25 protein-coding genes are annotated in these 19,743 nt (G+C 71.9%); 14 read left to right on the top strand and 11 right to left on the bottom strand.

Annotated elements, in window-relative coordinates; genetic code table 11:
- The first annotated feature begins 44 nt into the window (after positions 1 to 44).
- From AC4FS1_RS16930 to AC4FS1_RS16915, 4 genes are read left to right on the top strand one after another with little or no spacing between them, the layout of a single operon-like run.
- Entirely contained in the window at positions 45 to 707 is a 663-nt protein-coding gene (locus AC4FS1_RS16930) for a phosphatase PAP2 family protein (RefSeq protein ID WP_491156933.1), read from the top strand.
- 9 nt (positions 708 to 716) lie between these two features.
- Positions 717 to 2,246: an SDR family oxidoreductase gene (locus tag AC4FS1_RS16925; protein ID WP_491156931.1), complete on the top strand. Its 1,530-nt coding sequence runs from the start codon at positions 717 to 719 to the stop codon at positions 2,244 to 2,246.
- Positions 2,247 to 2,255: 9 nt separating this feature from the next.
- Positions 2,256 to 2,741, top strand: coding sequence for a MogA/MoaB family molybdenum cofactor biosynthesis protein (locus tag AC4FS1_RS16920; protein ID WP_491156930.1), 486 nt, complete (start codon positions 2,256 to 2,258; stop codon positions 2,739 to 2,741).
- The gene (locus AC4FS1_RS16915; RefSeq protein ID WP_491156928.1) at positions 2,738 to 3,166 is read left to right on the top strand and encodes a molybdenum cofactor biosynthesis protein MoaE; all 429 of its coding nucleotides are present in this window, start codon (positions 2,738 to 2,740) and stop codon (positions 3,164 to 3,166) included. Before AC4FS1_RS16920 ends, AC4FS1_RS16915 begins: the two co-directional genes overlap by 4 nt.
- Before the next feature lie 6 nt (positions 3,167 to 3,172).
- On the opposite strand, the gene AC4FS1_RS16910 is transcribed toward AC4FS1_RS16915, so the two are convergent.
- Genes AC4FS1_RS16910 through AC4FS1_RS16895 form a run of 4 tightly spaced genes read right to left on the bottom strand, consistent with a single transcriptional unit; the run spans position 3,173 to position 5,890 of the window.
- A complete protein-coding gene (locus tag AC4FS1_RS16910) occupies positions 3,173 to 3,406 on the bottom strand; it encodes a MoaD/ThiS family protein (protein ID WP_491156927.1) in 234 nt (77 codons plus the stop codon).
- Positions 3,403 to 3,885: a cyclic pyranopterin monophosphate synthase MoaC gene (moaC, locus tag AC4FS1_RS16905; protein WP_491156925.1), complete on the bottom strand. Its 483-nt coding sequence runs from the start codon at positions 3,883 to 3,885 to the stop codon at positions 3,403 to 3,405. Before moaC ends, AC4FS1_RS16910 begins: the two co-directional genes overlap by 4 nt.
- Positions 3,882 to 5,114 carry a molybdopterin molybdotransferase MoeA gene (locus tag AC4FS1_RS16900; RefSeq protein ID WP_491156923.1) on the bottom strand — a complete coding sequence of 411 codons (1,233 nt, stop codon included), beginning with the start codon at positions 5,112 to 5,114 and terminating at the stop codon, positions 3,882 to 3,884. Before AC4FS1_RS16900 ends, moaC begins: the two co-directional genes overlap by 4 nt.
- Positions 5,111 to 5,890 (bottom strand): HesA/MoeB/ThiF family protein, encoded by a 780-nt coding sequence (locus AC4FS1_RS16895; RefSeq protein ID WP_491156922.1) that lies wholly within the window; start codon positions 5,888 to 5,890, stop codon positions 5,111 to 5,113. The genes AC4FS1_RS16900 and AC4FS1_RS16895 overlap by 4 nt, the downstream gene beginning before the upstream one ends.
- Positions 5,891 to 5,983: 93 nt before the next feature.
- Between AC4FS1_RS16895 and AC4FS1_RS16890 the strand changes: the two genes are divergently transcribed.
- From AC4FS1_RS16890 to AC4FS1_RS16870, 5 genes are read left to right on the top strand one after another with little or no spacing between them, the layout of a single operon-like run.
- Complete coding sequence (locus AC4FS1_RS16890) at positions 5,984 to 6,373, top strand: TOBE domain-containing protein (protein ID WP_491156920.1); 390 nt, start codon at positions 5,984 to 5,986, stop codon at positions 6,371 to 6,373.
- Between the two features lies 1 nt (position 6,374).
- Complete coding sequence (gene modA / locus AC4FS1_RS16885) at positions 6,375 to 7,136, top strand: molybdate ABC transporter substrate-binding protein (protein WP_491156918.1); 762 nt, start codon at positions 6,375 to 6,377, stop codon at positions 7,134 to 7,136.
- On the top strand, positions 7,133 to 7,915 hold the full coding sequence (modB, locus tag AC4FS1_RS16880) for a molybdate ABC transporter permease subunit (RefSeq protein ID WP_491156917.1): 783 nt from the start codon (positions 7,133 to 7,135) through the stop codon (positions 7,913 to 7,915). The genes modA and modB overlap by 4 nt, the downstream gene beginning before the upstream one ends.
- The gene (locus AC4FS1_RS16875) at positions 7,891 to 8,997 is read left to right on the top strand and encodes a sulfate/molybdate ABC transporter ATP-binding protein (RefSeq protein ID WP_491156915.1); all 1,107 of its coding nucleotides are present in this window, start codon (positions 7,891 to 7,893) and stop codon (positions 8,995 to 8,997) included. Before modB ends, AC4FS1_RS16875 begins: the two co-directional genes overlap by 25 nt.
- A 9-nt stretch (positions 8,998 to 9,006) precedes the next feature.
- On the top strand, positions 9,007 to 9,603 hold the full coding sequence (locus AC4FS1_RS16870; protein WP_491156913.1) for a GNAT family N-acetyltransferase: 597 nt from the start codon (positions 9,007 to 9,009) through the stop codon (positions 9,601 to 9,603).
- Between the two features lie 7 nt (positions 9,604 to 9,610).
- Here AC4FS1_RS16870 and AC4FS1_RS16865 read toward each other — a convergent pair whose 3' ends face one another.
- Genes AC4FS1_RS16865 through AC4FS1_RS16845 form a run of 5 tightly spaced genes read right to left on the bottom strand, consistent with a single transcriptional unit; the run spans position 9,611 to position 15,971 of the window.
- On the bottom strand, positions 9,611 to 10,150 hold the full coding sequence (locus AC4FS1_RS16865) for a GNAT family N-acetyltransferase (protein ID WP_491156911.1): 540 nt from the start codon (positions 10,148 to 10,150) through the stop codon (positions 9,611 to 9,613).
- 33 nt (positions 10,151 to 10,183) lie between these two features.
- Complete coding sequence (cydC, locus tag AC4FS1_RS16860; protein WP_491156910.1) at positions 10,184 to 11,860, bottom strand: thiol reductant ABC exporter subunit CydC; 1,677 nt, start codon at positions 11,858 to 11,860, stop codon at positions 10,184 to 10,186.
- Positions 11,857 to 13,494, bottom strand: a complete 1,638-nt coding sequence (cydD, locus tag AC4FS1_RS16855; RefSeq protein ID WP_491156908.1) for a thiol reductant ABC exporter subunit CydD — start codon at positions 13,492 to 13,494, stop codon at positions 11,857 to 11,859. Before cydD ends, cydC begins: the two co-directional genes overlap by 4 nt.
- 32 nt (positions 13,495 to 13,526) lie before the next feature.
- Positions 13,527 to 14,540 (bottom strand): cytochrome d ubiquinol oxidase subunit II, encoded by a 1,014-nt coding sequence (gene cydB / locus AC4FS1_RS16850; RefSeq protein ID WP_491156906.1) that lies wholly within the window; start codon positions 14,538 to 14,540, stop codon positions 13,527 to 13,529.
- A 9-nt stretch (positions 14,541 to 14,549) separates the two neighbouring features.
- Positions 14,550 to 15,971, bottom strand: coding sequence for a cytochrome ubiquinol oxidase subunit I (locus AC4FS1_RS16845; RefSeq protein ID WP_491156904.1), 1,422 nt, complete (start codon positions 15,969 to 15,971; stop codon positions 14,550 to 14,552).
- 162 nt (positions 15,972 to 16,133) lie between these two features.
- Between AC4FS1_RS16845 and moaA the strand changes: the two genes are divergently transcribed.
- The 3 genes from moaA to AC4FS1_RS16830 all read left to right on the top strand — a co-directional run bounded on the left by moaA (position 16,134) and on the right by AC4FS1_RS16830 (position 18,165).
- On the top strand, positions 16,134 to 17,195 hold the full coding sequence (gene moaA, locus AC4FS1_RS16840; RefSeq protein ID WP_491156902.1) for a GTP 3',8-cyclase MoaA: 1,062 nt from the start codon (positions 16,134 to 16,136) through the stop codon (positions 17,193 to 17,195).
- A gap of 62 nt (positions 17,196 to 17,257) precedes the next feature.
- Entirely contained in the window at positions 17,258 to 17,821 is a 564-nt protein-coding gene (locus AC4FS1_RS16835; RefSeq protein ID WP_491156901.1) for a PadR family transcriptional regulator, read from the top strand.
- Positions 17,822 to 17,913: 92 nt separating this feature from the next.
- On the top strand, positions 17,914 to 18,165 hold the full coding sequence (locus AC4FS1_RS16830; RefSeq protein WP_491156899.1) for a hypothetical protein: 252 nt from the start codon (positions 17,914 to 17,916) through the stop codon (positions 18,163 to 18,165).
- An 18-nt stretch (positions 18,166 to 18,183) separates the two neighbouring features.
- Here the strand turns inward: AC4FS1_RS16830 and AC4FS1_RS16825 are convergent, their stop codons facing one another.
- Complete coding sequence (locus AC4FS1_RS16825; RefSeq protein ID WP_491156897.1) at positions 18,184 to 18,507, bottom strand: heavy-metal-associated domain-containing protein; 324 nt, start codon at positions 18,505 to 18,507, stop codon at positions 18,184 to 18,186.
- A gap of 13 nt (positions 18,508 to 18,520) precedes the next feature.
- Complete coding sequence (locus tag AC4FS1_RS16820; protein ID WP_491156895.1) at positions 18,521 to 18,802, bottom strand: metal-sensitive transcriptional regulator; 282 nt, start codon at positions 18,800 to 18,802, stop codon at positions 18,521 to 18,523.
- Positions 18,803 to 18,875: 73 nt separating this feature from the next.
- On the opposite strand from AC4FS1_RS16820, the gene AC4FS1_RS16815 reads away from it, so the two are divergent.
- Together AC4FS1_RS16815 and AC4FS1_RS16810 are read left to right on the top strand one after the other, a co-directional pair.
- On the top strand, positions 18,876 to 19,373 hold the full coding sequence (locus AC4FS1_RS16815; RefSeq protein WP_491156893.1) for a MarR family winged helix-turn-helix transcriptional regulator: 498 nt from the start codon (positions 18,876 to 18,878) through the stop codon (positions 19,371 to 19,373).
- Positions 19,374 to 19,548: 175 nt separating this feature from the next.
- Complete coding sequence (locus tag AC4FS1_RS16810; RefSeq protein ID WP_491156891.1) at positions 19,549 to 19,725, top strand: hypothetical protein; 177 nt, start codon at positions 19,549 to 19,551, stop codon at positions 19,723 to 19,725.
- Positions 19,726 to 19,743 lie beyond the last annotated feature (18 nt).

Genomic DNA, 19,743 nt, shown 5'->3' with positions numbered 1-19,743 from the left:
GCAACCCCCGGCGCAAATCGGTGACTCCCGGAGACAATGGCGTGATGGAGATCGCAACCGTGCGGGCGTGGCGTCTGCAGGCCCTGATCGGTGCGGTGCTGGTCGCGCTCGCCTGCGGACTGGGAGCGTGGGTGCTCGCCCGCGGCAATGAGCCCTTCGTCGTCGACGTGTGGTGGAACAGCCTGTGGGCGGACTCGGCGGGAAACAGCGTCCTGTTCACCTTCGCGCTGGTGATGAACCGGCTCGGGGGGACATGGGTGGGGGTCTACCTGATCCCGATCGCCTCGGCGGTCGGGCTGCTGCTCCTCCGACGGCCGTGGGGAGCCGCGTACTTCCTGGCCGCCTCGATCCTCAGTGCCGCCGCCGTCCAGGTGCTCAAACGTACTTTCGGGCGTGCGAGGCCCGAAGACATCCTCATCACGAGCGACTATGGGTCGTATCCGTCCGGTCACGCCGCGAATGCGGCGACCATCGCGGTGGTCGCTGCGGTGCTCTTCGCCCGGGCCTGGGTTCTCATCGTGGGGGCGGCATGGGTGGTGCTGATGGCCTTCAGTCGCACGTATCTGCACGCGCACTGGCTGAGTGACACGATCGGCGGCGCTCTGGCCGGCGCCGGGGTCGCCCTCCTGGTCGCCGCGGCCTTCTCCGCCCTGCTCGCCCGGGACCGTGCGCGTCAAGCCCTCCGCGCGACGCCCGGGCGCACCTAGCGTCAGAGAGTGAGCGCGCTGACCACCCCCACCGGCCGGGAGGCGGCGTTGCGCGCCCGCCCGCGATCCGATGGCTCGGCCCCCCGCGCCCTCGTGATCGGTGCGACCGGGTATATCGGCGGAAGGCTGGTGCCGCGGCTGGGCGCCGCCGGGTATCGCGTGCGCGTCCTGGTGCGCTCGCCCGAACGCGCACGCGCCTTCGATTGGGGCGAAGACGTCGAGATCGTCGAGGGTGACGCGACGGACGCCGCTGCCATGGCGCGGGCCGTGGCCGACGTCGACGTGCTGTACTACCTGGTCCACTCCATGTCGGCAGGACGGGATTTCGAGGATTCCGACCGGCGAGCGGCACAGACCGTGGCCGATGCCGCGTTGGCCGCCGGCGTTCGTCGGATCGTGTACCTGGGCGGGCTGCATCCCTCTGGCACGGAACTCTCGCCGCATCTGCGATCGCGGGTGGAAGTGGGCCGGATTCTCCTCGACAGCGGCGTGCCGACACTCGTCCTGCAGGCGGGAATCGTCATCGGATCGGGATCGGCGTCGTTCGAGATGGTCCGTCACCTCACCGAGGTGCTGCCGTACATGCCGGCGCCCCGGTGGGTGCGCAACCGCATCCAGCCGATCGCCGTCCGCGACGTGCTGCACTACCTCCTGGGGGCGGCACGGGTGGGCGAGGATGTCAATCGCACGCTCGACATCGGTGGACCCGACGTGCTGCGGTACGGGCAGATGATGAACGGGTATGCGGTGGAAGCCGGCCTCCGCCAGCGCGCGATCGCCGCTCTGCCTGTCCTGACGCCCCGGCTGGCGTCGCACTGGGTGAACCTGGTCACGCCCATTCCGCGGGCGATCGCCCGGCCGCTCGTGGAGTCGCTGCAGAACGACTGCATCGTCAAGGACGGTGCCGTGGACGATTTCATCCCGCCCCCGGAGGCCGGTCTCACCCCCTACCGGCAGGCCGTCGCGCTGGCCCTCGGCCGCCTTCGAGCGGACGAGGTAGAGACGAGCTGGCAGGATGCCGATCTCTCCGGGGTGCCGAGCGACCCCCTGCCGAGCGACCCGGACTGGGCGGGCCGGACGGCGTTCACCGACGTTCGGACGGCGTTCACGTCGGCACCGCCGGAGCGCCTCTGGGCCGTTGTCGAAGGGATCGGCGGGGAGAACGGGTGGTACTCCTCGCCGATCCTCTGGGCGATTCGCGGGTGGATGGATCGTCTCGTGGGGGGAGTGGGCCTGGCCCGCGGACGCCGCAGTCGTGGGCGGATCGCGGTGGGGGACGCACTGGACTTCTGGCGTGTCGAGGCACTCGAGCGTGGGCGGCTTCTGCGGTTGCGCGCGGAGATGAAGGTGCCGGGGCAGGCCTGGCTGGAGCTTCGGGTGACCCCGCACGACGGTGGGGCGCGCTTCGACCAGCGCGCGGTGTTCTTCCCGCGCGGGCTCGGCGGCAGGCTCTACTGGCTGGGGGTGCTCCCCTTCCACGGGTTCATCTTCCGCGGGATGGCCAACCGGATCACCGCAGCGGCCGCGCGTGCCTCGTAGGCTGGGCGGATGCAGCGCATCGCCCGGGTGATCACGGTGTCCGACCGATCGGCTGCGGGGGAGCGCGAGGACCGCGGTGGTCCGCTGGCCGTCGGGATGCTGCGCGACGCCGGCTGGGACTGCGCCGACGCCGAGATCGTCCCCGATGGTGCCGACAGCGTCGAGGAGGCCTTGCGGCGCTCGCTTTCCGGGCCCCCGGTGCTGATCGTGACCACGGGCGGCACCGGTGTCGGACCGCGGGATGCCACGCCCGAGGGCACCGCGCGGGTCCTCACGCGCGAGCTCCCGGGGATCGCGGAAGAGATTCGCCGCGGAGGGCTCGCAGACACTCCGCTGGCCGTCCTCTCCCGTGGGCTTGCCGGGGTCGTCGACCCGGCGGGTGGTTTCGTGGTGAACCTTCCCGGCTCCCCGCGCGCCGTGGTGGCCGGCATCCCCGTCGTGCTGTCGGTTGCTGCCCATGTGCTCGACCAGCTGGCGGGGAGGGACCACGCGTGAACCCGGTGCGGATCGCAGCGATCTCCGATGCGCCCCTCGACGTGGCGGCCCACCTCGATGCCGTCGACGACCCGCGCTTCGGCGCGACGACGAGCTTCGTGGGACGCGTGCGCGATCATGACCCGGATGCCGCCGGCGCCGTGGTGGCGCTCGAGTACAGCGCGCACCCGGACGCTCCCGACACGCTCCGGCGGCTCGCCGAGCAGGCCGCCGACGGGCTCGATGCCGTCGTGGCGGTGAGTCACCGCGTCGGCCGGCTGTCGGTGGGTGACGCGGCGGTCGTGATCGCCGTGGCCTCGGGGCACCGGGCGGTCGCCTTCGACGTGTGCCGCGCTCTGATCGAGGCGATCAAGACCGACCTCCCGGTGTGGAAACGTCAGGTCGAAGCCGACGGCACCACGGCCTGGAAGGGCCTCGGCGGCTGATCCGGCTCAGCCGCCGGCGAACGGGGGCAGAACATCCACGAGGGACGCCGCGGTGAGATCGGCGTCGCCGTCCGTGCGGACGCCGTCGACGAGGATCGCGCAGCGAGGCAGGATGTCCGCCAGGGCGGGATGCTCGGCGAGAACCGCGTTGCGCAACGCCGTCAGCGTCGGCTCGGTGCGGTCCTCCGCATCCGCACCTGCGGCCTCGGCTGCGGCCGCGAAGTAGCGGACGTGGGTCACGCCGACGCCTCCCCGGGGCGCGTCCAGTCGCCGGAGCGCCCACCCGATTTCGCCACGATGCGCACGTTCTCGATCAGCGCGCTCCGGTCCAGTCCCTTGATCATGTCCACGATCGCCAGGGCGGCGACGGAGACCGCGGTGAGAGCCTCCATCTCCACGCCCGTGCGGTCCGCCGTCCCCACGGTGGCCTCGATCGCGACGCCGTCCGCCGTGATCTCCAGGTCGACCGATGCGCGGTGCACGCCGATGACGTGGGCAAGGGGAAGGAGGGAGGAAGCCGACTTGGCGCCCTGGATGCCGGCGATCCGGGCCACCGCCAGCACGTCGCCCTTCGGGGCCGTGCCGTCGATCAGCGCCGCCACGACCTCGGGCGCACAGCGGACGAAGCCGCGGGCGGTGGCCGTCCGCACGGTCGGCTGCTTCGCCGTCACGTCGACCATGTGCGCCTGTCCGGCCGCGTTCAGGTGGGGAAAGCTCATCCCACCAGCATGACATCGACGCCGTCGCCGGGTGCGACGGCGTCGACCTCGGCGGCGACCACGGCGAACGCCGAGGCGCGGGCCAGGCCCCCCGCGAGGTGGGATCCCGAGCCCCCGGCAGTCGCGGGGCGCACGGCGCCGCCGGCGAGGTCGACGGCGGCGGGCAGGTATTGGCGCCGTCCCACCGGCGTACGCCACCCTTCGCTGGCGAGGAGCGTCGCGTGCGGCCGGGCGAGGTCGTTCCGGCCCTGCAGGCGAAGCAGTGCCGGGCGCACGAAGACCTCGAAGGACACCGCCACACTCACCGGGTTGCCGGGCAGCCCGAAGACGAGGCAGCCCGAGGGGAGCACGCCGAACGCCTGCGGCTTCCCGGGTTGCATGGCCACCCCCACGAACTCGATGTCGCCGCCGCCGTCGAAGGCGCCACGTACCGGCTCGTAGGCACCGGCGCTGACCCCGCCGGTGAAGACGATGACGTCGGCACCGACGGCCTGCGCCTCGGTCGTCACGCGTGAGACGGCGGCGGGATCATCTCCCACCCGCGCGAGGAGCACCACGTCGGCGTCGGTGGCGGCCACCAGCGCCTCCAGGAGCGGCCCGTTGGAATCGGGGATGCGGCCACGGCTCGGGATCTCCCCGGGGCCGGTCAACTCGCTGCCCGTGGAGACCACGGCCACGCGCGGCGCCCGGGTCACGGAGACCGAGTCGACGCCGGCGGCCACGGACGCGGCGATCTGGAAGGCGCCCATTCGCGTGCCGGCGGCAACCACCTCGTCGCCCGCGCGGAGGTCGCTCCCACGGCGGCGGATGAAGCTCCCCGGCTTCGGTGCCCGCGTGACTCGGATTCCGCCGAGCGAGTCGGCGAGTCCTCCGGCGGTGTCTTCGAACGGCACGACCGCGTCGGCGGCGGAGGGGACCGCCGACCCCGTCATGATCCGCGCGGCCTCCCCGGGCGCGAGGGCCGGGTCCGTGTCGGTGCCGGCAGGAAGGTCGGCGACGACGCGGAGGAGGGCGGGATGCTCCGCCGAGGCGTCCGCGACGTCGCTCGCGTGCACGGCGAACCCGTCCATCGCGGAGTTGTCGAAGAGCGGGATGTCGAAGGTCGCCCGCACCGGCGCCGCAAGGGCGCGGCCGGCTGCGGCACGCACAGGGCGCGACTCGGCGCGGACCGGGCGCACGGCGGCCAGCACCCGGGTGAGCTGATCCTCGACGCTGCGGAGCGCCGTCACGCGACGATTCCCGTCGGAGCGGCCCGCAGGGGCACCTCGGCCACGCGGGCCCGGAGCGCATCGACGGTGATCATGCGACCGAGGAGCGGCTCTCCTGCTCCCGTCACGAGCTTCACCACCTCGGTGGCCAGCATGCCCCCGACCTGCACGCAGAGCGCGCCGAGCACACCGACCTGTGCGCATGTGGGCGGCTCGCCCTCACTGCCTTCCGGGAACAGATCGCCCAGGCGCACGGCGTCGACGCCCACAGGGGGCCGCGACCAGAACACCGTCACCTGCGCGTGCCATTCCTGAACCGCGCCCCAGACGAGGGGCACGCCGAGCGCGTCGGTCGCATCGGCGACAGTGCGGCGGGTCGGAAACGCGTCGCTGCCGTCGACCACGATGTCGGCGCCGCGGAGGATGTCCCGAGCGTTGTCGGTCGTCAGTCGCTCACTCACCGTGACCACCCGGGTTCCGGGGGCGAGGTCGGCGATCGCGCGGGCCGCAGACGCGGTTTTCGGGGAGCCGACGTCGCCGACGCGGTGGAGGATCTGACGCTGGAGGTTCGTCAGTTCCACCACGTCGTCGTCGATGACGACGAGTTCGCCGACACCGGCGGCGGCCAGAGCGAGGATCGTGGGGGAGCCCAGCCCCCCGGCGCCCACGACGGCGACACGTGCGGCGGCGAGTCGCCGCTGCCCCTCCTCGCCGATCCCGGCCAGCACCGCGTGCCGGGCGGTGCGGATGAGCTCGGTGGGGGCGAGGCTGTCGATCGGTTCGACCAGCGGCTTCATCCCCTCAGGCTACGGCCTCGGGATCATCGGCGAGGGATCCGCGGAAGCGGGGATTTTATAGGTCATGAGCCGCATCTGCGGTAACTTACTGCGATGACGAGCTATCGGATCTCCCAAGCCGCCCGTCTGCTGGGGGTCAGCGACGACACCGTGCGGCGGTGGATCGATGCGGAACAGCTCCCGGCCGGCGGATCGCCCGCGGAGATCCCCGGCGCGGCGCTCGCCGACCGTGCCGTTCGGCTCGCTGCCGAGGCCGACGACCCGACCGACGTGCTCTCCAGCGCGCGGAACCGGTTCGTGGGCATCGTCACGCGCGTCCAGGTGGACGGCGTCATGGCGCAGGTCGACCTGCAGAGCGGGCCGCACCGGGTGGTCTCGTTGCTGTCCGCCGAAGCCGTGCGCGAACTGCAGCTGGAGGTCGGTTCGCTCGCGGTGGCATCGGTCAAGGCCACGCACGTCGTGGTCGAGACACCGCGGGATTGACGTGGCTCGGCGCATCGCGGCCCTCGTCGCCGCATTGGTCGTGGCCGTCCTTCCCCTCGGGGGATGCTCCACCGCCGACCGCGCCTCGTCTCCCGGCCACGGCCTCACCGGCACGGTGACGGTCTACGCCGCCGCATCCCTGAGCCGCGCCTTCGATGAGATCGCGGAACGAGTGGAATCCGACAATCCGGGCGTGCGCGTCCGCGCGGTGTACGACGGCTCGAGCACCCTCGCCGCCCAGATCCTCGAGGGGGCACCCGCCGACGTCTTCGCCTCCGCGGACGAAGCGAGCATGGCGAGCCTCGCCGGCGTGGCGACCGACCCGGCCGTCTTCGCCACGAACACGCTCGTGATCGCCACCCCGGCGGACAACCCCGCGGGCATCGAGACGCTCGCCGACCTGACTCGCGCGACCGTGGTGCTGTGCGCCCCCGAGGTCCCTTGCGGCGCGGCATCCGAGGCCCTTCTGGAACGCGCCGGTGTGACGGTGACGCCCGCGAGTCTGGAGCAGAACGTCACCGCGGTCCTCACGAAGGTCGCCGCCGGGGAGGCCGACGCGGGGCTGGTGTACGCCACTGACGTGAGAGGGATGGATGGGGTCGCAGCGACCGTGCCCGAGGGAGCCGAGGAGATCGTGAACCGGTACCCCATCGCCACGATCGACGGCGCCTCGCATCCGGATGCGGCGGCCACGTTCGTCGCGTTCGTCCGATCGGCGGAGGGCGAACGCATCCTTGCGCGCCATGGATTCGGGGCGCCGTGAGCACTCCGGATGGATATGCGCCGCGCTGGCTCGCCCTCCCCGCCGGCGTGGGCCTGGTCTTCCTCGTGCTCCCGCTCATCGCCCTGGTCGCACGGGTCCAGTGGGACACCCTCTGGAGCGACGTCACGTCTCCGGCGGCGCTGTCGGCGCTGGGGTTGTCGTTGCAGACCGGTCTGACCGCGACGGCCGCGTGCATCGTCGTCGGCGTTCCCCTGGCACTGCTGATCGCCCGGAGCACGGCACGGACGGCCGCGCTGCTGCGCGCGGTCGTCACCGTGCCGCTCGTGCTGCCGCCGATGGTCGGCGGGGTCGCGCTGCTGTACCTCTTCGGACGCAACGGCTGGCTGGGAGCTGCGGGGCTGCCGTTCACGACCACCGCTGTCGTGCTGGCGCAGACCTTCGTCGCGCTCCCCTTCCTCGTGCTGGCCGTGGAAGGGGCTCTGCGCACCTCCGGCGTAGCGTACGAGCGCACCGCCGCAGCGCTGGGGGCCGGGCGCTGGACGATCCTCCGCCGGGTCACCTTGCCGCTGGCGGCGCCGGGGATCGTGGCCGGCGTCGTCCTGTGCTTCGCCCGCGCCATCGGGGAGTTCGGGGCGACCGCCCTGTTCGCCGGCAACGCCCCCGGGGTGACGCAGACCATGCCGCTGGCGATCTACACGGCATTCAACGGTGCCGGGGTGACGCAGGGCACCGCCGTCGCGCTGTCGCTGCTGCTCCTGGTCACCGCCATCGCCGTCCTGCTTCTGGTCCGCGGATGGCGACCGGGGGCAGCGCGATGACCCAGCTGTCGGCGCGGGTGGTCGTGCAGCGCGCCCGGTTCGCCGTCGACGTGTCGCTCGATGTTTCCGCGGGGGAGACGGTGGCGGTCATGGGTCCCAGCGGAGCGGGGAAGTCCACCCTCCTGGGCGCGCTCGCCGGGCTCGTGCCGCTGGACGACGGCGAGATCCGGGCCGGCGACCGGGTCCTCGAGCGCACGGCCCGCCCCCGTGTCCGCATCGCCCCGATGGGGCGCGGGATCGTGCTGCTCGGCCAGGAGCCGCGGCTCTTCCCGCATCTGACCGCGCGCGAGAACGTCGCGTTCGGACCTCGCGCGGGGAGGATGCCGCGCGCGCAGGCCCGCGCGGAGGCGGACGCGTGGCTGGACCGCGTCGGGTTACCCGGCGCCGGCGACCGGCGTCCTGCCGACCTCTCCGGCGGCGAGCAGCAGCGGGTCGCGGTCGCCCGCGCGCTGGCTGCGTCGCCCCGCGCGGTGCTGCTCGACGAGCCCCTGGTCGCGCTCGATCCCGACACGGCCGCCGGCATCCGGGCGATGCTGCGCGCCCAGCTGGCCGGAACGACGACCGTCGCGGTCACCCACGACGCGGTGGATGCCGCGGCCCTGGCCGGACGCCTCGTCGTGATCGAGGACGGTCGCGTCACCCAGTCCGGACCCGTACGCGACGTGCTGTCCCAGCCCGGAACCCGCTTCGTGGCGGCGATCGCGGGGCTCAACCGCGTCGAGGGGCGTGGGTCCGGCGGCGCCTGGCAGCGCGACGGAGTGCGGCTGGACTCCGAGGATGCACCGTCCCGCGCGATCGCGGCATCCGAGGGTGGGCCCCTCGCGGCCGTTTTCCGGCCGTCGTCCGTCCGGGTTGTTCCGGACACCGCCTCGCCCGCCCCGGGCGGCAACACCTGGACGGCACGGGTCGACCGGCTCGAGCCCACGCCGTCGGGTGTGCGGGTGCAGGCGGGATGGTGCGCCGTGGACGTCGATGCGGCGGCCGCCGCATCCCTTTCCCCCGGCGCGTCGGTGTCGTTGACGGTCGCTGCGGCCGACGTGCGATTCCTGCCGGCGGGGGAACCGGGCAAACGACGCGGATAGGCTCGGGGAATGGGCGGGATACGACCATTCCGGGCCGGCGACGAACCGGCGCTCGCCGAGATCTGCCTACGGACCGCCGATGCCGGGGGTGATGCCACGGGGATCCTCGAGGACGACGCGATCTGGGCGGAGATCTTCGTCCTCCCGTACGTGGCGCGCCATCCCGAGTTCGCTTTCGTCGTGGAGGCGGGGGAGGGGCGCGTCGTGGGGTATGTGGTCGGCGCCCCGGACACCCGCGCGTTCGAGGCATGGTTCCGCGACGAGTGGTGGCCGCAGTTCGGCGGTCGCTGGCCGCAGCCGCCGCAGGAGCGCACCCGGCAGGACGGGGTCCTCCGGTACGCCTACGATCGGGCGCCGGGTCGCGAGCCGTATGGCGACACCTATCCCGCGCACCTGCACATCGACCTGCTTCCCGAAGCGCAAGGGCAGGGGTGGGGGCGACGGCTGATCGACACGCTCACCGACGCCCTGCGGGCGGCGGGTGTGCCGGGCGTGCACCTCGTCGCCGGCGACGCCAACACCGGCGCACTGGCGTTCTACCGCCGGCTCGGCTTCACCCCTCTGCCTTCGCATGAGGGTGCGCAGGCATTCGCCCGCGACCTCTGACGCGCGCTCAGGCGAGTTGACGGGTGCGGCGGCGCTCGCGCAGCACATAAGCCGGACGAGAGGCGGTCGCGGGCCAGGCGTCATCGCGCGCCGCACCGTCCTCGCGCCAGCCGTGGGCTTCGTAGAACCTGGCGGCGCGGTCGTTCCCCTCGAGGACCCAGAGGTACGCAGCCGTCGACCCGGTCGCGCGCAGCCATTGCTCGACCGCTTCCATGAGCGCGTGACCGACCCCGCGCGACCAGGAGGTCGGGACGGCGTAGATCGCGCGCAGTTCTCCCCACTGCGCCCACTCCTCTTCGCGCGCCGGTCCCACGTTCGCCCATCCCACGACGGCGTCGTCGTCGACGCTCGCCAGCAGGTCGACGGACCCGTCGCGGTGATCCGTCGTCCACCGATCGGCGCGCAGCACGCTCTCGCGGTCGACGTCCATCGCGCCGAGGACATTGTCGGGGATCAGTCCGGCGTAGGCCGTTTGCCACGACTCCACGCGGATGCGGGCGATCGCTGCCGCATCCGACCGCGTCGCGACCCGCACATTCACACCCATCCTGGAACTGTGCCACACCGCGTCGCGTGGTCGTCAGCCGACGAGCCGGCCGGATTCCAGGCGCACGGTGCGGTCCACAAGCGCATTCGGCACCTCTACATGCGAGATGAGCACGACCGCCCGGTCGCCCGGTACGGCTCCGAGGAGGTCGCGCAGGAGGGCGTCGGATGCGGCCGGATCCACCCCCGCGGTGGGTTCGTCGAGCACGAGCACAGGGAAGTCGCGGAGCAGGGCGCGGGCCACCGCGATCCGCTGCGCCTGCCCGCCCGACACGAGCGCGCCGCGGTCACCGACACGCGCGTCCAGGCCGCCGCGCTCGCGCACCCAGGTGCCCAGACCCACCCGATCCAGCGCCGCGAGCAGCTCGGCGTCGTCCGCGGTGTCGCGGGCGAACAGGATGTTCTGGCGGATCGATTCGTCGAAGAGGTACGGGCTCTGCTCGCACAGGCCGATCGCGCGGCGGAGGTCCTCCCCGGCGATCTCCCGCGCCTCGACCCCACCCACGGTGTACGAGCCGGCGTAGTCGAGGAAACGCACGAGCACATGGGCGAGGGTCGTCTTGCCGGCCCCGCTCGGACCGGTCACGAGCACGCGCTCACCGGCCCCGATCCGCAGATTCAGGTCGGTGAGGCGCCCCGCGTCTGCGCCCGACCGCTCGGGCCAGCGTGCGCCGAGCCCGGTCAGGACGATGCCTTCGCCCAGCGCCGGAGCTGCCCCGGTGGCGCGGGGCTCGTCCGAGGGGAGCCCTGGGGGGATGCGGTCGGGTACCGCGGCGGCAATGCGCTCGGCCGCCGCACGCACCTGCCGCCAGGACGCCAGGGCCAGCGGCACCGGCCCGAAGATCTCGAACACGGCCATCGGGAGGAGCACGACGACGGCGAGGCCCGGACCGCTGAGCGTGCCCTCGACCACGCCGGGCGCGGCCACGATGAGGGCGAGCAGCCCGGCGATTCCGGCGAGGAGGGAGACGGCCGCCGCGGTGGCGCCTTGCGCCACGCCGCGGCGCACCACGGCGCGGCGTAACCGCTCGTCGGCTCCGCGCAGACGTGCGTGCGCAGCATCCAGCCCGCCGAAGGCCGTCAGCACGTCGAGGGAGACGAGGAGGTCGTACACGGCGTCGGCCACGGCCGCACGCAGCGGCGCGATCGCCCGTTCCGCCCGCGCACCTGCCGCCCAGCCCAGACCCACCGCCAGAACGAAGGCGACCGCGAGGCACACCAGGAGCGAAAGCGCGGCGGGCACCGACACGAAGGCGACGAACACCACGCTCGCGAGCGACGCGAGCGCGGCCACCGCGAGAGGGTGGACGACCCGGAGCGGAAGGTTCTGCAGCTCCTCCACGTCGTCGACGAGGCTCGAGAGCATCTCACCGCGGCGGGCGCGACCGAGTCCATCCGGTGCCAGCGGCACGATGTCGCGCACGAGCCCCGCGCGCACGGTCGCCAGCTGGCCGAGCGCGGCGTCGTGCCCTGCGAGGCGCTCGAGGTAGCGGAAGACCCCTCGCCCCAGCGCGAAGGCGCGCACCGCGACGACGGCGGCCGAGAGGTAGAGGAGCAGCGGCTGCTCCGCCGCGCGGGCGATGAGCCATGCGCTGGCGGCGAGGAGCGCGATCGCGCTGGCGGCCGTGCCCACCCCCGCCAGTACCGACGGCGCGAACCGTCGCGTGCTCGGCTGCGCGGCCCGCAGCATCTCCCGCGTCCTCCGGTTCATGCGGCACCCACGCCGATGGCCAGGGGGAGCGTCACGACGTCGTCGGCGATGGCCGCAGCCGACGCGCGGTGCGAGACCAGCAGCACGCCGGCACCGCTGTCGGCCACGCGGCGGATGCTGCGCCACAGCGCGGCCTCGATCTCGGTGTCCAGGGCGCTCGAGGGTTCGTCGAGCACGAGCAGGCGCGCACTGCCGGAGCGGAGGCGGTACAGCGCCCGGGCGATCGCGACCCGCTGCGCCTGTCCGCCTGACAGCCCGGAGCCGCCCGCACCGAGATCCCGGCCGGGATCGACATCTCCCGCCTGCGCGTCGGCGAGGCAGGTGCGGACGAGGGCGGCGTCGGCCTCGGCGGCGCCGAGAGCGACGTTGGCGGCGACCGTTCCGGCGACCAGGCCCGGCCGCTGCCCGACCCACGCGATCGACTCACGGGCATCGACGGCGGGGGACCCGTCCACGAGGATCGTGCCTTCGTAGGGTGCGAAGCCCAGCAGGGCCGCGACAACGCTGGACTTTCCCGCACCGCTCGGACCCTGCATCCACACCACGCGCCCCGGTTCCAGCGCGAGGTCGACCGGCGGCAGCATCCGCTCGCCCCGGCGCACCGAGAGCCCGCGCGCGTGGACCCGCGACCCGGGGGCACGGTGCGCCGGAGCCACCGGGGCGGATGCGGCGGCGTCGAGCACGCCGAAGATCTCCTCGGTGGCGGCCACGCCCTCTGCGGCGGCGTGGAATTGCACGCCGACCTGGCGCAGCGGCAGGTACGCTTCCGGCGCCAGCAGCAGCACGAAGAGTCCGACGAGCAGGTCCATCTCGCCGGCGAGCAGGCGGAATCCGATCGTCACGGCGACGATGGCGACCGAGATCGACGCGAGGAATTCCAGCGCGAATCCCGAGAGGAACGACACCCGCAGCACCGACATGGTCTCGCGCTGATACCGGTGCGTGACCTCCCCGATCGCGTCGGCAGCGCGGTGCTCGCGCCCGAAGGCCTTGAGGGTTCCGAGGCCATCCACGGTATCGGCCAAGCGTGCGGCGAGGCGCCCGAGCGTGTCGTACTGGCGACGCTGCACGGAGCGCGTGGCCAGGCCGATGAGCACCATGAAGAGCGGGATGAGGGGGATCGTGAGGATGACGGTCAGCCCCGACAGGGGATCGGCGAGCGCGATCGCCCCGATCAGGATCGGCGTGGTCACGGCCGTTGCGACCAGCTGCGGGAGGTACCGGCCGAAGTACGCGTCGAGCGCTTCCAGTCCGTGACCGGCGGTGACGGCGAGGGATGCGGCGTTCCGGCTGCCCAGCCATCCCGGTCCGAGCTTGCCGACGGCGCGCACCAGCGCGTCGCGCAATTGCAGAGACGCCGCCGCACCCCCTCGGGCGCTCACGCGCTCGGAGACGAGGACGAGGACCGCGCGCAGGACCACGAGGCCTGTGGCGGTGCCGACCAGCGGCCACAGCTCCGACACGGGAACCCCGTCGATCGCGCCTCCCAGCGCCGCGGTGAGGGTCCACGCGAATCCCACGATCACGCCGGTCTGGGCGAGCACGATCGCCGCGGTGATGGCGAGGAATCCGCGAGAGGCGCGCGCGTACGTGAGCAGCCGGGGGTCCACCGGCCCGCGCCGGCCCCCGCTCACCGCAGCGACTTTCTCATCCGAACGCACGTCGGTCAGTGCGCGGACAGCGCGGCCTTCTCGATGTGCGAGCGCGTGACGCGGCGCCGGAAGACCCAGTACGTCCACCCCTGGTACGCCAGCACGAGCGGGAGGAAGATCAGCGCCGCCCAGCTCATGATCGTCAACGTGTAATCGGTGCTCGACGCGTTCTCGATCGTCAGGGTGTTCGCCGGGTCGGTGGAGGAGGGCATCACGTTGGGGAAGAGGGCGAACCACAGCATGAGCACGCTCGAGATGATCGTGACTGCGCCGAATCCGAATGCCCGTCCTTCCCGGTCGCGCAGGTTGGACACGACGGAGGCGATCAGCGCGACAGCCGCGACCGCGCCCAGCACCAGCACCGGGATCGACATGTGCACGAGCACCGTCCAGCTCACGAACACGGCTGCCACCGCGACGGCGAGGAGCCCCGCGCGGGTGGCCAGGCGCCGCGCATCCGCATGCACCGGACCGTCCGTCTTCAGGGCGACGAAATACACCCCGTGCACGAAGAAGAGCAGCAGGGTCGTCAGTCCGCCGAGGAGCCCGTACGGGTTCAGCAGGGTGAGGAGCGACCCGGTGAATTCGAAGTCGGCGTCGATCGGCACGCCCTGCACGATATTGGCCACCGCCACGCCCCACAGGAACGCCGGCAGGGCCGAACCGATGACGATCATGCGGTCGAAGCCGCGCCGCCACCGGAGCGAGTCGCGTTGATGCCGGTACTCGAACGACACACCGCGGGCGATGAGGGCCAGGAGGATGAGCAGCAGCGGCAGGTAGAAGCCGCTGAACAGCGTGGCGTACCACTCCGGGAACGCCGCGAACAGGCACGCCCCGGCGACGATGACCCACGTCTCGTTGAGGTCCCAGACCGGACCGATGGTGTTGATGATCTGGCGGCGCGAGATGTCGTCCTTGCCGAGGAAGGGCAGCGACATCCCGACGCCGAAGTCGAACCCGTCGAGGACGAAGTAGCCGACGAACAAGAACCCGACGATCCAGAACCAGAGGTAGGCGAGATCCATTTTCCGCTCCTAATAAACCGTCGTCGGGGTGTTCTCGATGGAGTCGGGCTCGGCCGGCGCATCCGGATCGGGAAGCGGGTCGGGGCCCTTCTGCGCGTACTTGAGGATCAGGCCCAGCTCCACCACCGCCAGGGCGGCGTAGATCGCCGTGAAGGACACCAGCGAGATGAGGACGTTCCAGCCCGGGACACTGGGCGACACCCCGTCTTCGGTCAGCATGAGGCTGAAGACGATCCAGGGCTGACGGCCCATCTCGGTGAAGACCCACCCGACGAGGCTGCCCAGGAGCGGAAGGGGCGCCGACCAGATGAGTACACGCCACATCCACGGGCGCATCTGGACGGTGGACTTCTTGCGCGTGAGCCACAGCCCGGCCACCGAGAGGAGAGCCGCGACCCCGCCCAGACCCATCATCCAGCGGAACGCCCAGTACGTGATCCAGATGACGGGGGCGTAGTCGCCCGGGCCGAACTGCTCGGTGTACAACGCCTGCAGGTCGTTGATTCCCTCGACGCAGCCGTCCAGGGTGTGCGTCGACAGCAGTGACAGCAGGAAGGGCACACGCAGCGACCAGACCTCCTGAGAGCCGTCCGGCGTTCCGATGGAGAAGAGCGAGAAGGAGGCATCGGCCCCGCACGCGGTGTCGTAGATCGCTTCGGCCGCGGCCATCTTCATCGGTTGCGTGGCGACCATCGTGAGGCTCAGCTGGTCGCCGGAGAGCGCGACCCCGGCGAAGGAGATCACCATGAACCACATCCCGAACCGCAGCGATGTGCGCATGGTCTCGATGTTCTGCTTGCGCAGGAGATGCCAGGCGGACACGGCGATGAGTACGGCGGCGGCGAACATCCACGCCGACGTGATCGTATGCGGAAAGGCGGCCAGGGCGACGGGATTCGTAAGCAGCGCCCCGAAGTCCACGAGCTCCGCCCGTGAGCCGTCCGCGGCCATCTCGTAGCCGACCGGATTCTGCATGTACGCGTTCGCGGCGAGGATGAAGTAGGCCGACAGTGTCGCGCCGATCGCCGCCATCCAGATACTCGCGAGGTGCGCGAGGCGCGGCAGGCGGTCCCAGCCGAAGATCCACACGCCGATGAACGTGGCCTCGAGGAAGAACGCCAGGAGACCTTCGAAGGCCAGCGGGGCGCCGAACACGTCGCCGACGAAGCGGGAGTACGCCGACCAGTTCATCCCGAACTGGAACTCCTGGACGATGCCGGTCACCACGCCCATGGCGAAGTTGATCAGGAAGATCCGGCCGAAGAAGCGGGTGAGGTGGAGCCACTTCACCGACCCGGTCCGGTACCAGACCGTCTGGAAGATCGCCGTGACCAGCGCCATACCGAGCGTCAGCGGAACGAAGAGGTAGTGGTAGAGCGTCGTGAGACCGAACTGCCATCGGGCGAGAAGTAGCGGGTCGAGCAGCTCCACGGGGTCCTCCGATTCCGCGCCACCGGCTGTGGTCTGACCACAAGCTAACACCCGGGATCAGTGCCGCGGCCGGCGATCTCTCGTCATCGAATCAACCCCGGCCCGCCGCTGCGCCGGTGTGAGCCCGTACGCTCGGAACATGTGCGATCCGGTGGTGGTGGGATGACCGCGGTGCCGGTCGTGCTGCGCCTCCCCGGGCATGCTCCCGTCGCGGACACCGGCGCGCTCATCGACACGCATGGACGCGTGCACCGTGATCTGCGGATCTCCCTCACCGACCGTTGCTCCCTGCGGTGCACCTACTGCATGCCGGAACAGGGCAACGAGTGGCTCGCGCGGTCCAGCATCCTCACCGCCGACGAGATCGTCGAGGTCGCGACCGCCGCCGCGGCGCTGGGCGTGACCACCTTCCGGCTGACCGGCGGTGAGCCGCTCCTGCGCGCCGACATCGTGGAGGTCGTCGGCCGTCTCGCCGCGCTCCGCGGCCCGGCCGGTCCGGTCGAGATCGCGATGACCACGAACGGGATCAGCCTGCCGAAGTTCCTCCCCGGCCTCGTGGCAGCGGGGCTGACGCGACTGAACATCAGCATCGACACGATCCGCCGAGACCGCTTCGCCGCGCTCACGCGCCGTGATCGACTCGATGACGTGCTGGCCGGCATCGCCGCGGCCGCCGCCTCCCCGCTTCGGCCACTGAAGCTCAACGCTGTGGCGATGCGGGGGGTCAACGACGACGAGCTCGTCGACCTCGTGCAGTTCGCCGTCGACGCGGGTGCGCAGATGCGCTTCATCGAGCAGATGCCTCTCGACGCCGGACACACCTGGGATCGCACCACCATGGTCACCCGCGGAGAGATCCTCGCCGCGCTCGGCGAGCGGTGGAGCCTGACCCCCGTGCCGGGCCGCGGGGGCGCGCCGGCGGAGACCTGGGTGTTGGACGAAGGCCCGCACCGGGTCGGGGTGATCGCATCGGTGACGGCGCCGTTCTGCGGCGCGTGCGACCGCCTGCGCCTCACCGCGGACGGTCAACTGCGCAATTGCCTCTTCTCGGTCGCCGAGTACGACCTCCTCCCCGCCCTGCGCACGACCGGGTCCTCGGCCGCGCGCGCCGCGGGCATCGGCGAGGTCCTCCGGGCCTGCGTGCACGGCAAGCTGGCCGGCCACGCGATCGACGACCCCGGGTTCCTCCAGCCGCCGCGGGGAATGAACGCGATCGGCGGCTGACCGTCGCGGCCTCCACTCTCCCTATACTCGGTAATACATACTCGATATTCATTGGGGGTCGCATGTCGGTACGTCGGGGGCTGCTGGCGATCCTCGATCAGGACGCGTGCTACGGCTACCAACTCCGCGCGGAATACGCCCGGCGTACCGGCGCGGCGCTGAACGTCGGGCAGATCTACACGACGCTGGACCGGCTCGAGCGCGACGGTCTGGTCGAGAAACGCGGTACCGACGAGCGCGGCCAGACCTACTGGGGGATCACCTCCGCGGGACGGGACGAGACGCAGCGGTGGTTCTCGGAGGCGGAGCTGCCCGCCGGACGCGACGAGCGGGCATTCAAAGTTGCGCTGGCCGCGACGCTGCCGGGCGTGGATGCAGCCGGGCTGGTCGCGGCCGAACGGCGCGCGGCCGTGACCCGCCTGCATGCGATCGACGACGACGAGCAGGACGACGTCGCCGTCGCCATCCTGCGGGAGGCCGAGCGTTCCCGCGTGGCCGCGGAGATCGCGTGGCTGGATGCCGTCGCACCACTGGTCGCCGGGGTCGACGACGAGCGCGCTTTCGCGCTGTCATCCGAGCGGCCCCGCCGGGGTCGGCCGGCGCGCGCCGACGCCTCGGCCGGCTAAGGCATTTACCGCCCGTAAACGCTTACCGTCAAGCCCTACGCGCTTCCGCGATTTCCGGCGCACCCTGTACCTAGGAGCGAAAGGGGCCGGCGGTGGTGATGGAAGCACGTCACATCGAGTCCACCCCTCTGGCGGCACCGCAGCCGTGGACGCGCATCGACCTCGACCTGTACGAGATCGCGTGGGACGGCGACGTCGCGGGATACATCGAGGTCGTCGGGCACGTGTTCGTGGCGCTCTCCGGATCCCGGTACCACCGGGCCGTCGAAGTGTGCCAGGCACTCACCTTCCCGGATGCGGTCGATGCGCTGCGTCGCGCGACCGGTCATTCCGCCGCGGTGTAGCGCCGGTGCAGCAGGGTCTCAGCGGGCGAGGGTGTAACCGGCCTCGACGACGGCGGTGCTGAGGGCCTCGGCCGGTACGGGCACGGTGCCGCGCACCGTGACACGCGATGTCCCGCCGGCCACGAGCTCGACCTCCACGCCGCTCACCCCGTCGAGGGCGCTGATCTCGTCGGTCACGGCGCGCACGCAGTGGCTGCACGTCATGCCCTCCACGCCGAGTTCCGCGACGACTGCGGAGGGGGATGACGCCCCGGTCGTCGCGGGCGAACCGCACATGCACGAATCACCGCCGCATCCGGCAGCGGGGGCGGTCAGTCCGAGGTCGAGGCGCTGAACGGTCATGGTCTTCTCCTTCTCAGGAGCGGACGAGGCGCGCGATCGCCTCGTTCGCTTCGCGGATCTTCTCTTCGGCGACAGGCCCGCCCTGGGCAGTGGCCTCGGCCACGCAGTGGCTGAGGTGATCGCTCAGCAGTGACAGGGCGACGGTCTCGAGCGCCTTGGTGGCGGCAGAGACCTGGGTGAGGATGTCGATGCAGTACTTGTCGTCTTCGACCATCCGGCCGATGCCGCGCACTTGGCCTTCGGCGCGGCGGAGGCGCGTGAGGAGGTCCTCCTTGCTGCCTTCGTACCCGTGCATGGTGGCCATGATACCCCCGGTGGGTATGGCGCGCCCGAGGCCTGTGCGGCGCCGGAAGCGTTACGGTCGGAGCATGACTTCCTTCGACCGCGACGACGAGGTCGATCTGCTGATCGACGCCTGGTCGCGCCGACTCCCCGAGGTGGATCTCACCCCGCTGGATGTCATGTCGCGGTTGCGTCGCGCGTCGCACCGGCTGGGACGACTGCGGGCGGGGGCGTTCGCGCATGCCGGCCTGTCGGCATGGGAGTTCGACGTGCTCGCGGCGCTCCGCCGGGCCGAAGATCCTCACGAGATGAACCCTGCCCAGCTGATCGACGCCACCATGATCGGCTCGGCCGCGATGACCAACCGCCTGGAGAAGCTCACGGCACGCCACCTCGTCGAGCGTCGCCCGAACGAGCTCGACCGGCGCAGCATCCTGGTGCGCCTGACCGCGGAAGGGTCAGCGCGCGTGGATGCGGCGATGACCGAGCTCGTGCGCCGGGAAGCAGAGGAGCTGCAGACACTCAGCCGCGCCGACCAGGCCGCGCTGGCCCGCATCCTCCGGCTCCTCGTGGAGCCGTCCTGAGACCGTGACAACTCCGTCGCCGAACGGCGCGGGGCCGTGCCTGAGCCGGCGCGGCGGTGAGATCTGCACGCGGGAGGCGGGTCATCGTGGCCTGCATCACCGGATCGGAACGGGACTCCTGTGGAGTGACCGTGACGCCGATCCACCGCGATGCCCCGGGAGCGGCCGACCGGCCGTGCCCGCCCCGACGCTCCCCGACGGGTACCCCGGGGGACGCGCACTGTGCGACGCGTGCTGGGGGTTCGTCCGGCTCGTGGCCGGCGCGCTCGCCGAGCACGACTCGTGGCGCGGGGACGCCACCCGCGCGGAGTTCGACCGCCGCCAGGAGTGGTTCAACACCCACGGCTGGTGACCACGAGTGCCCTGACCG

The sequence above is a fragment of the Microbacterium sp. Z12_35 genome, from assembly GCF_058310475.1.
This window is presented reverse-complemented; position numbering and strand designations above follow the sequence as displayed.

Bases quoted from the DNA above. Each gene is read 5' to 3' on its own strand.
- AC4FS1_RS16930 (WP_491156933.1), top strand. From the start codon at position 45: ATGGAGATCGCAACCGTGCGGGCGTGGCGTCTGCAGGCCCTGATCGGT.
- AC4FS1_RS16920 (WP_491156930.1), top strand. From the start codon at position 2,256: ATGCAGCGCATCGCCCGGGTGATCACGGTGTCCGACCGATCGGCTGCG.
- moaC (WP_491156925.1), bottom strand. From the start codon at position 3,885: ATGAGCTTTCCCCACCTGAACGCGGCCGGACAGGCGCACATGGTCGAC.
- AC4FS1_RS16895 (WP_491156922.1), bottom strand. From the start codon at position 5,890: ATGAAGCCGCTGGTCGAACCGATCGACAGCCTCGCCCCCACCGAGCTC.
- AC4FS1_RS16890 (WP_491156920.1), top strand. From the start codon at position 5,984: ATGACGAGCTATCGGATCTCCCAAGCCGCCCGTCTGCTGGGGGTCAGC.
- AC4FS1_RS16875 (WP_491156915.1), top strand. From the start codon at position 7,891: ATGGCGACCGGGGGCAGCGCGATGACCCAGCTGTCGGCGCGGGTGGTC.
- AC4FS1_RS16870 (WP_491156913.1), top strand. From the start codon at position 9,007: ATGGGCGGGATACGACCATTCCGGGCCGGCGACGAACCGGCGCTCGCC.
- AC4FS1_RS16865 (WP_491156911.1), bottom strand. From the start codon at position 10,150: ATGGGTGTGAATGTGCGGGTCGCGACGCGGTCGGATGCGGCAGCGATC.
- cydC (WP_491156910.1), bottom strand. From the start codon at position 11,860: ATGAACCGGAGGACGCGGGAGATGCTGCGGGCCGCGCAGCCGAGCACG.
- cydB (WP_491156906.1), bottom strand. From the start codon at position 14,540: ATGGATCTCGCCTACCTCTGGTTCTGGATCGTCGGGTTCTTGTTCGTC.
- moaA (WP_491156902.1), top strand. From the start codon at position 16,134: ATGACCGCGGTGCCGGTCGTGCTGCGCCTCCCCGGGCATGCTCCCGTC.
- AC4FS1_RS16835 (WP_491156901.1), top strand. From the start codon at position 17,258: ATGTCGGTACGTCGGGGGCTGCTGGCGATCCTCGATCAGGACGCGTGC.
- AC4FS1_RS16825 (WP_491156897.1), bottom strand. From the start codon at position 18,507: ATGACCGTTCAGCGCCTCGACCTCGGACTGACCGCCCCCGCTGCCGGA.
- AC4FS1_RS16820 (WP_491156895.1), bottom strand. From the start codon at position 18,802: ATGCACGGGTACGAAGGCAGCAAGGAGGACCTCCTCACGCGCCTCCGC.
- AC4FS1_RS16815 (WP_491156893.1), top strand. From the start codon at position 18,876: ATGACTTCCTTCGACCGCGACGACGAGGTCGATCTGCTGATCGACGCC.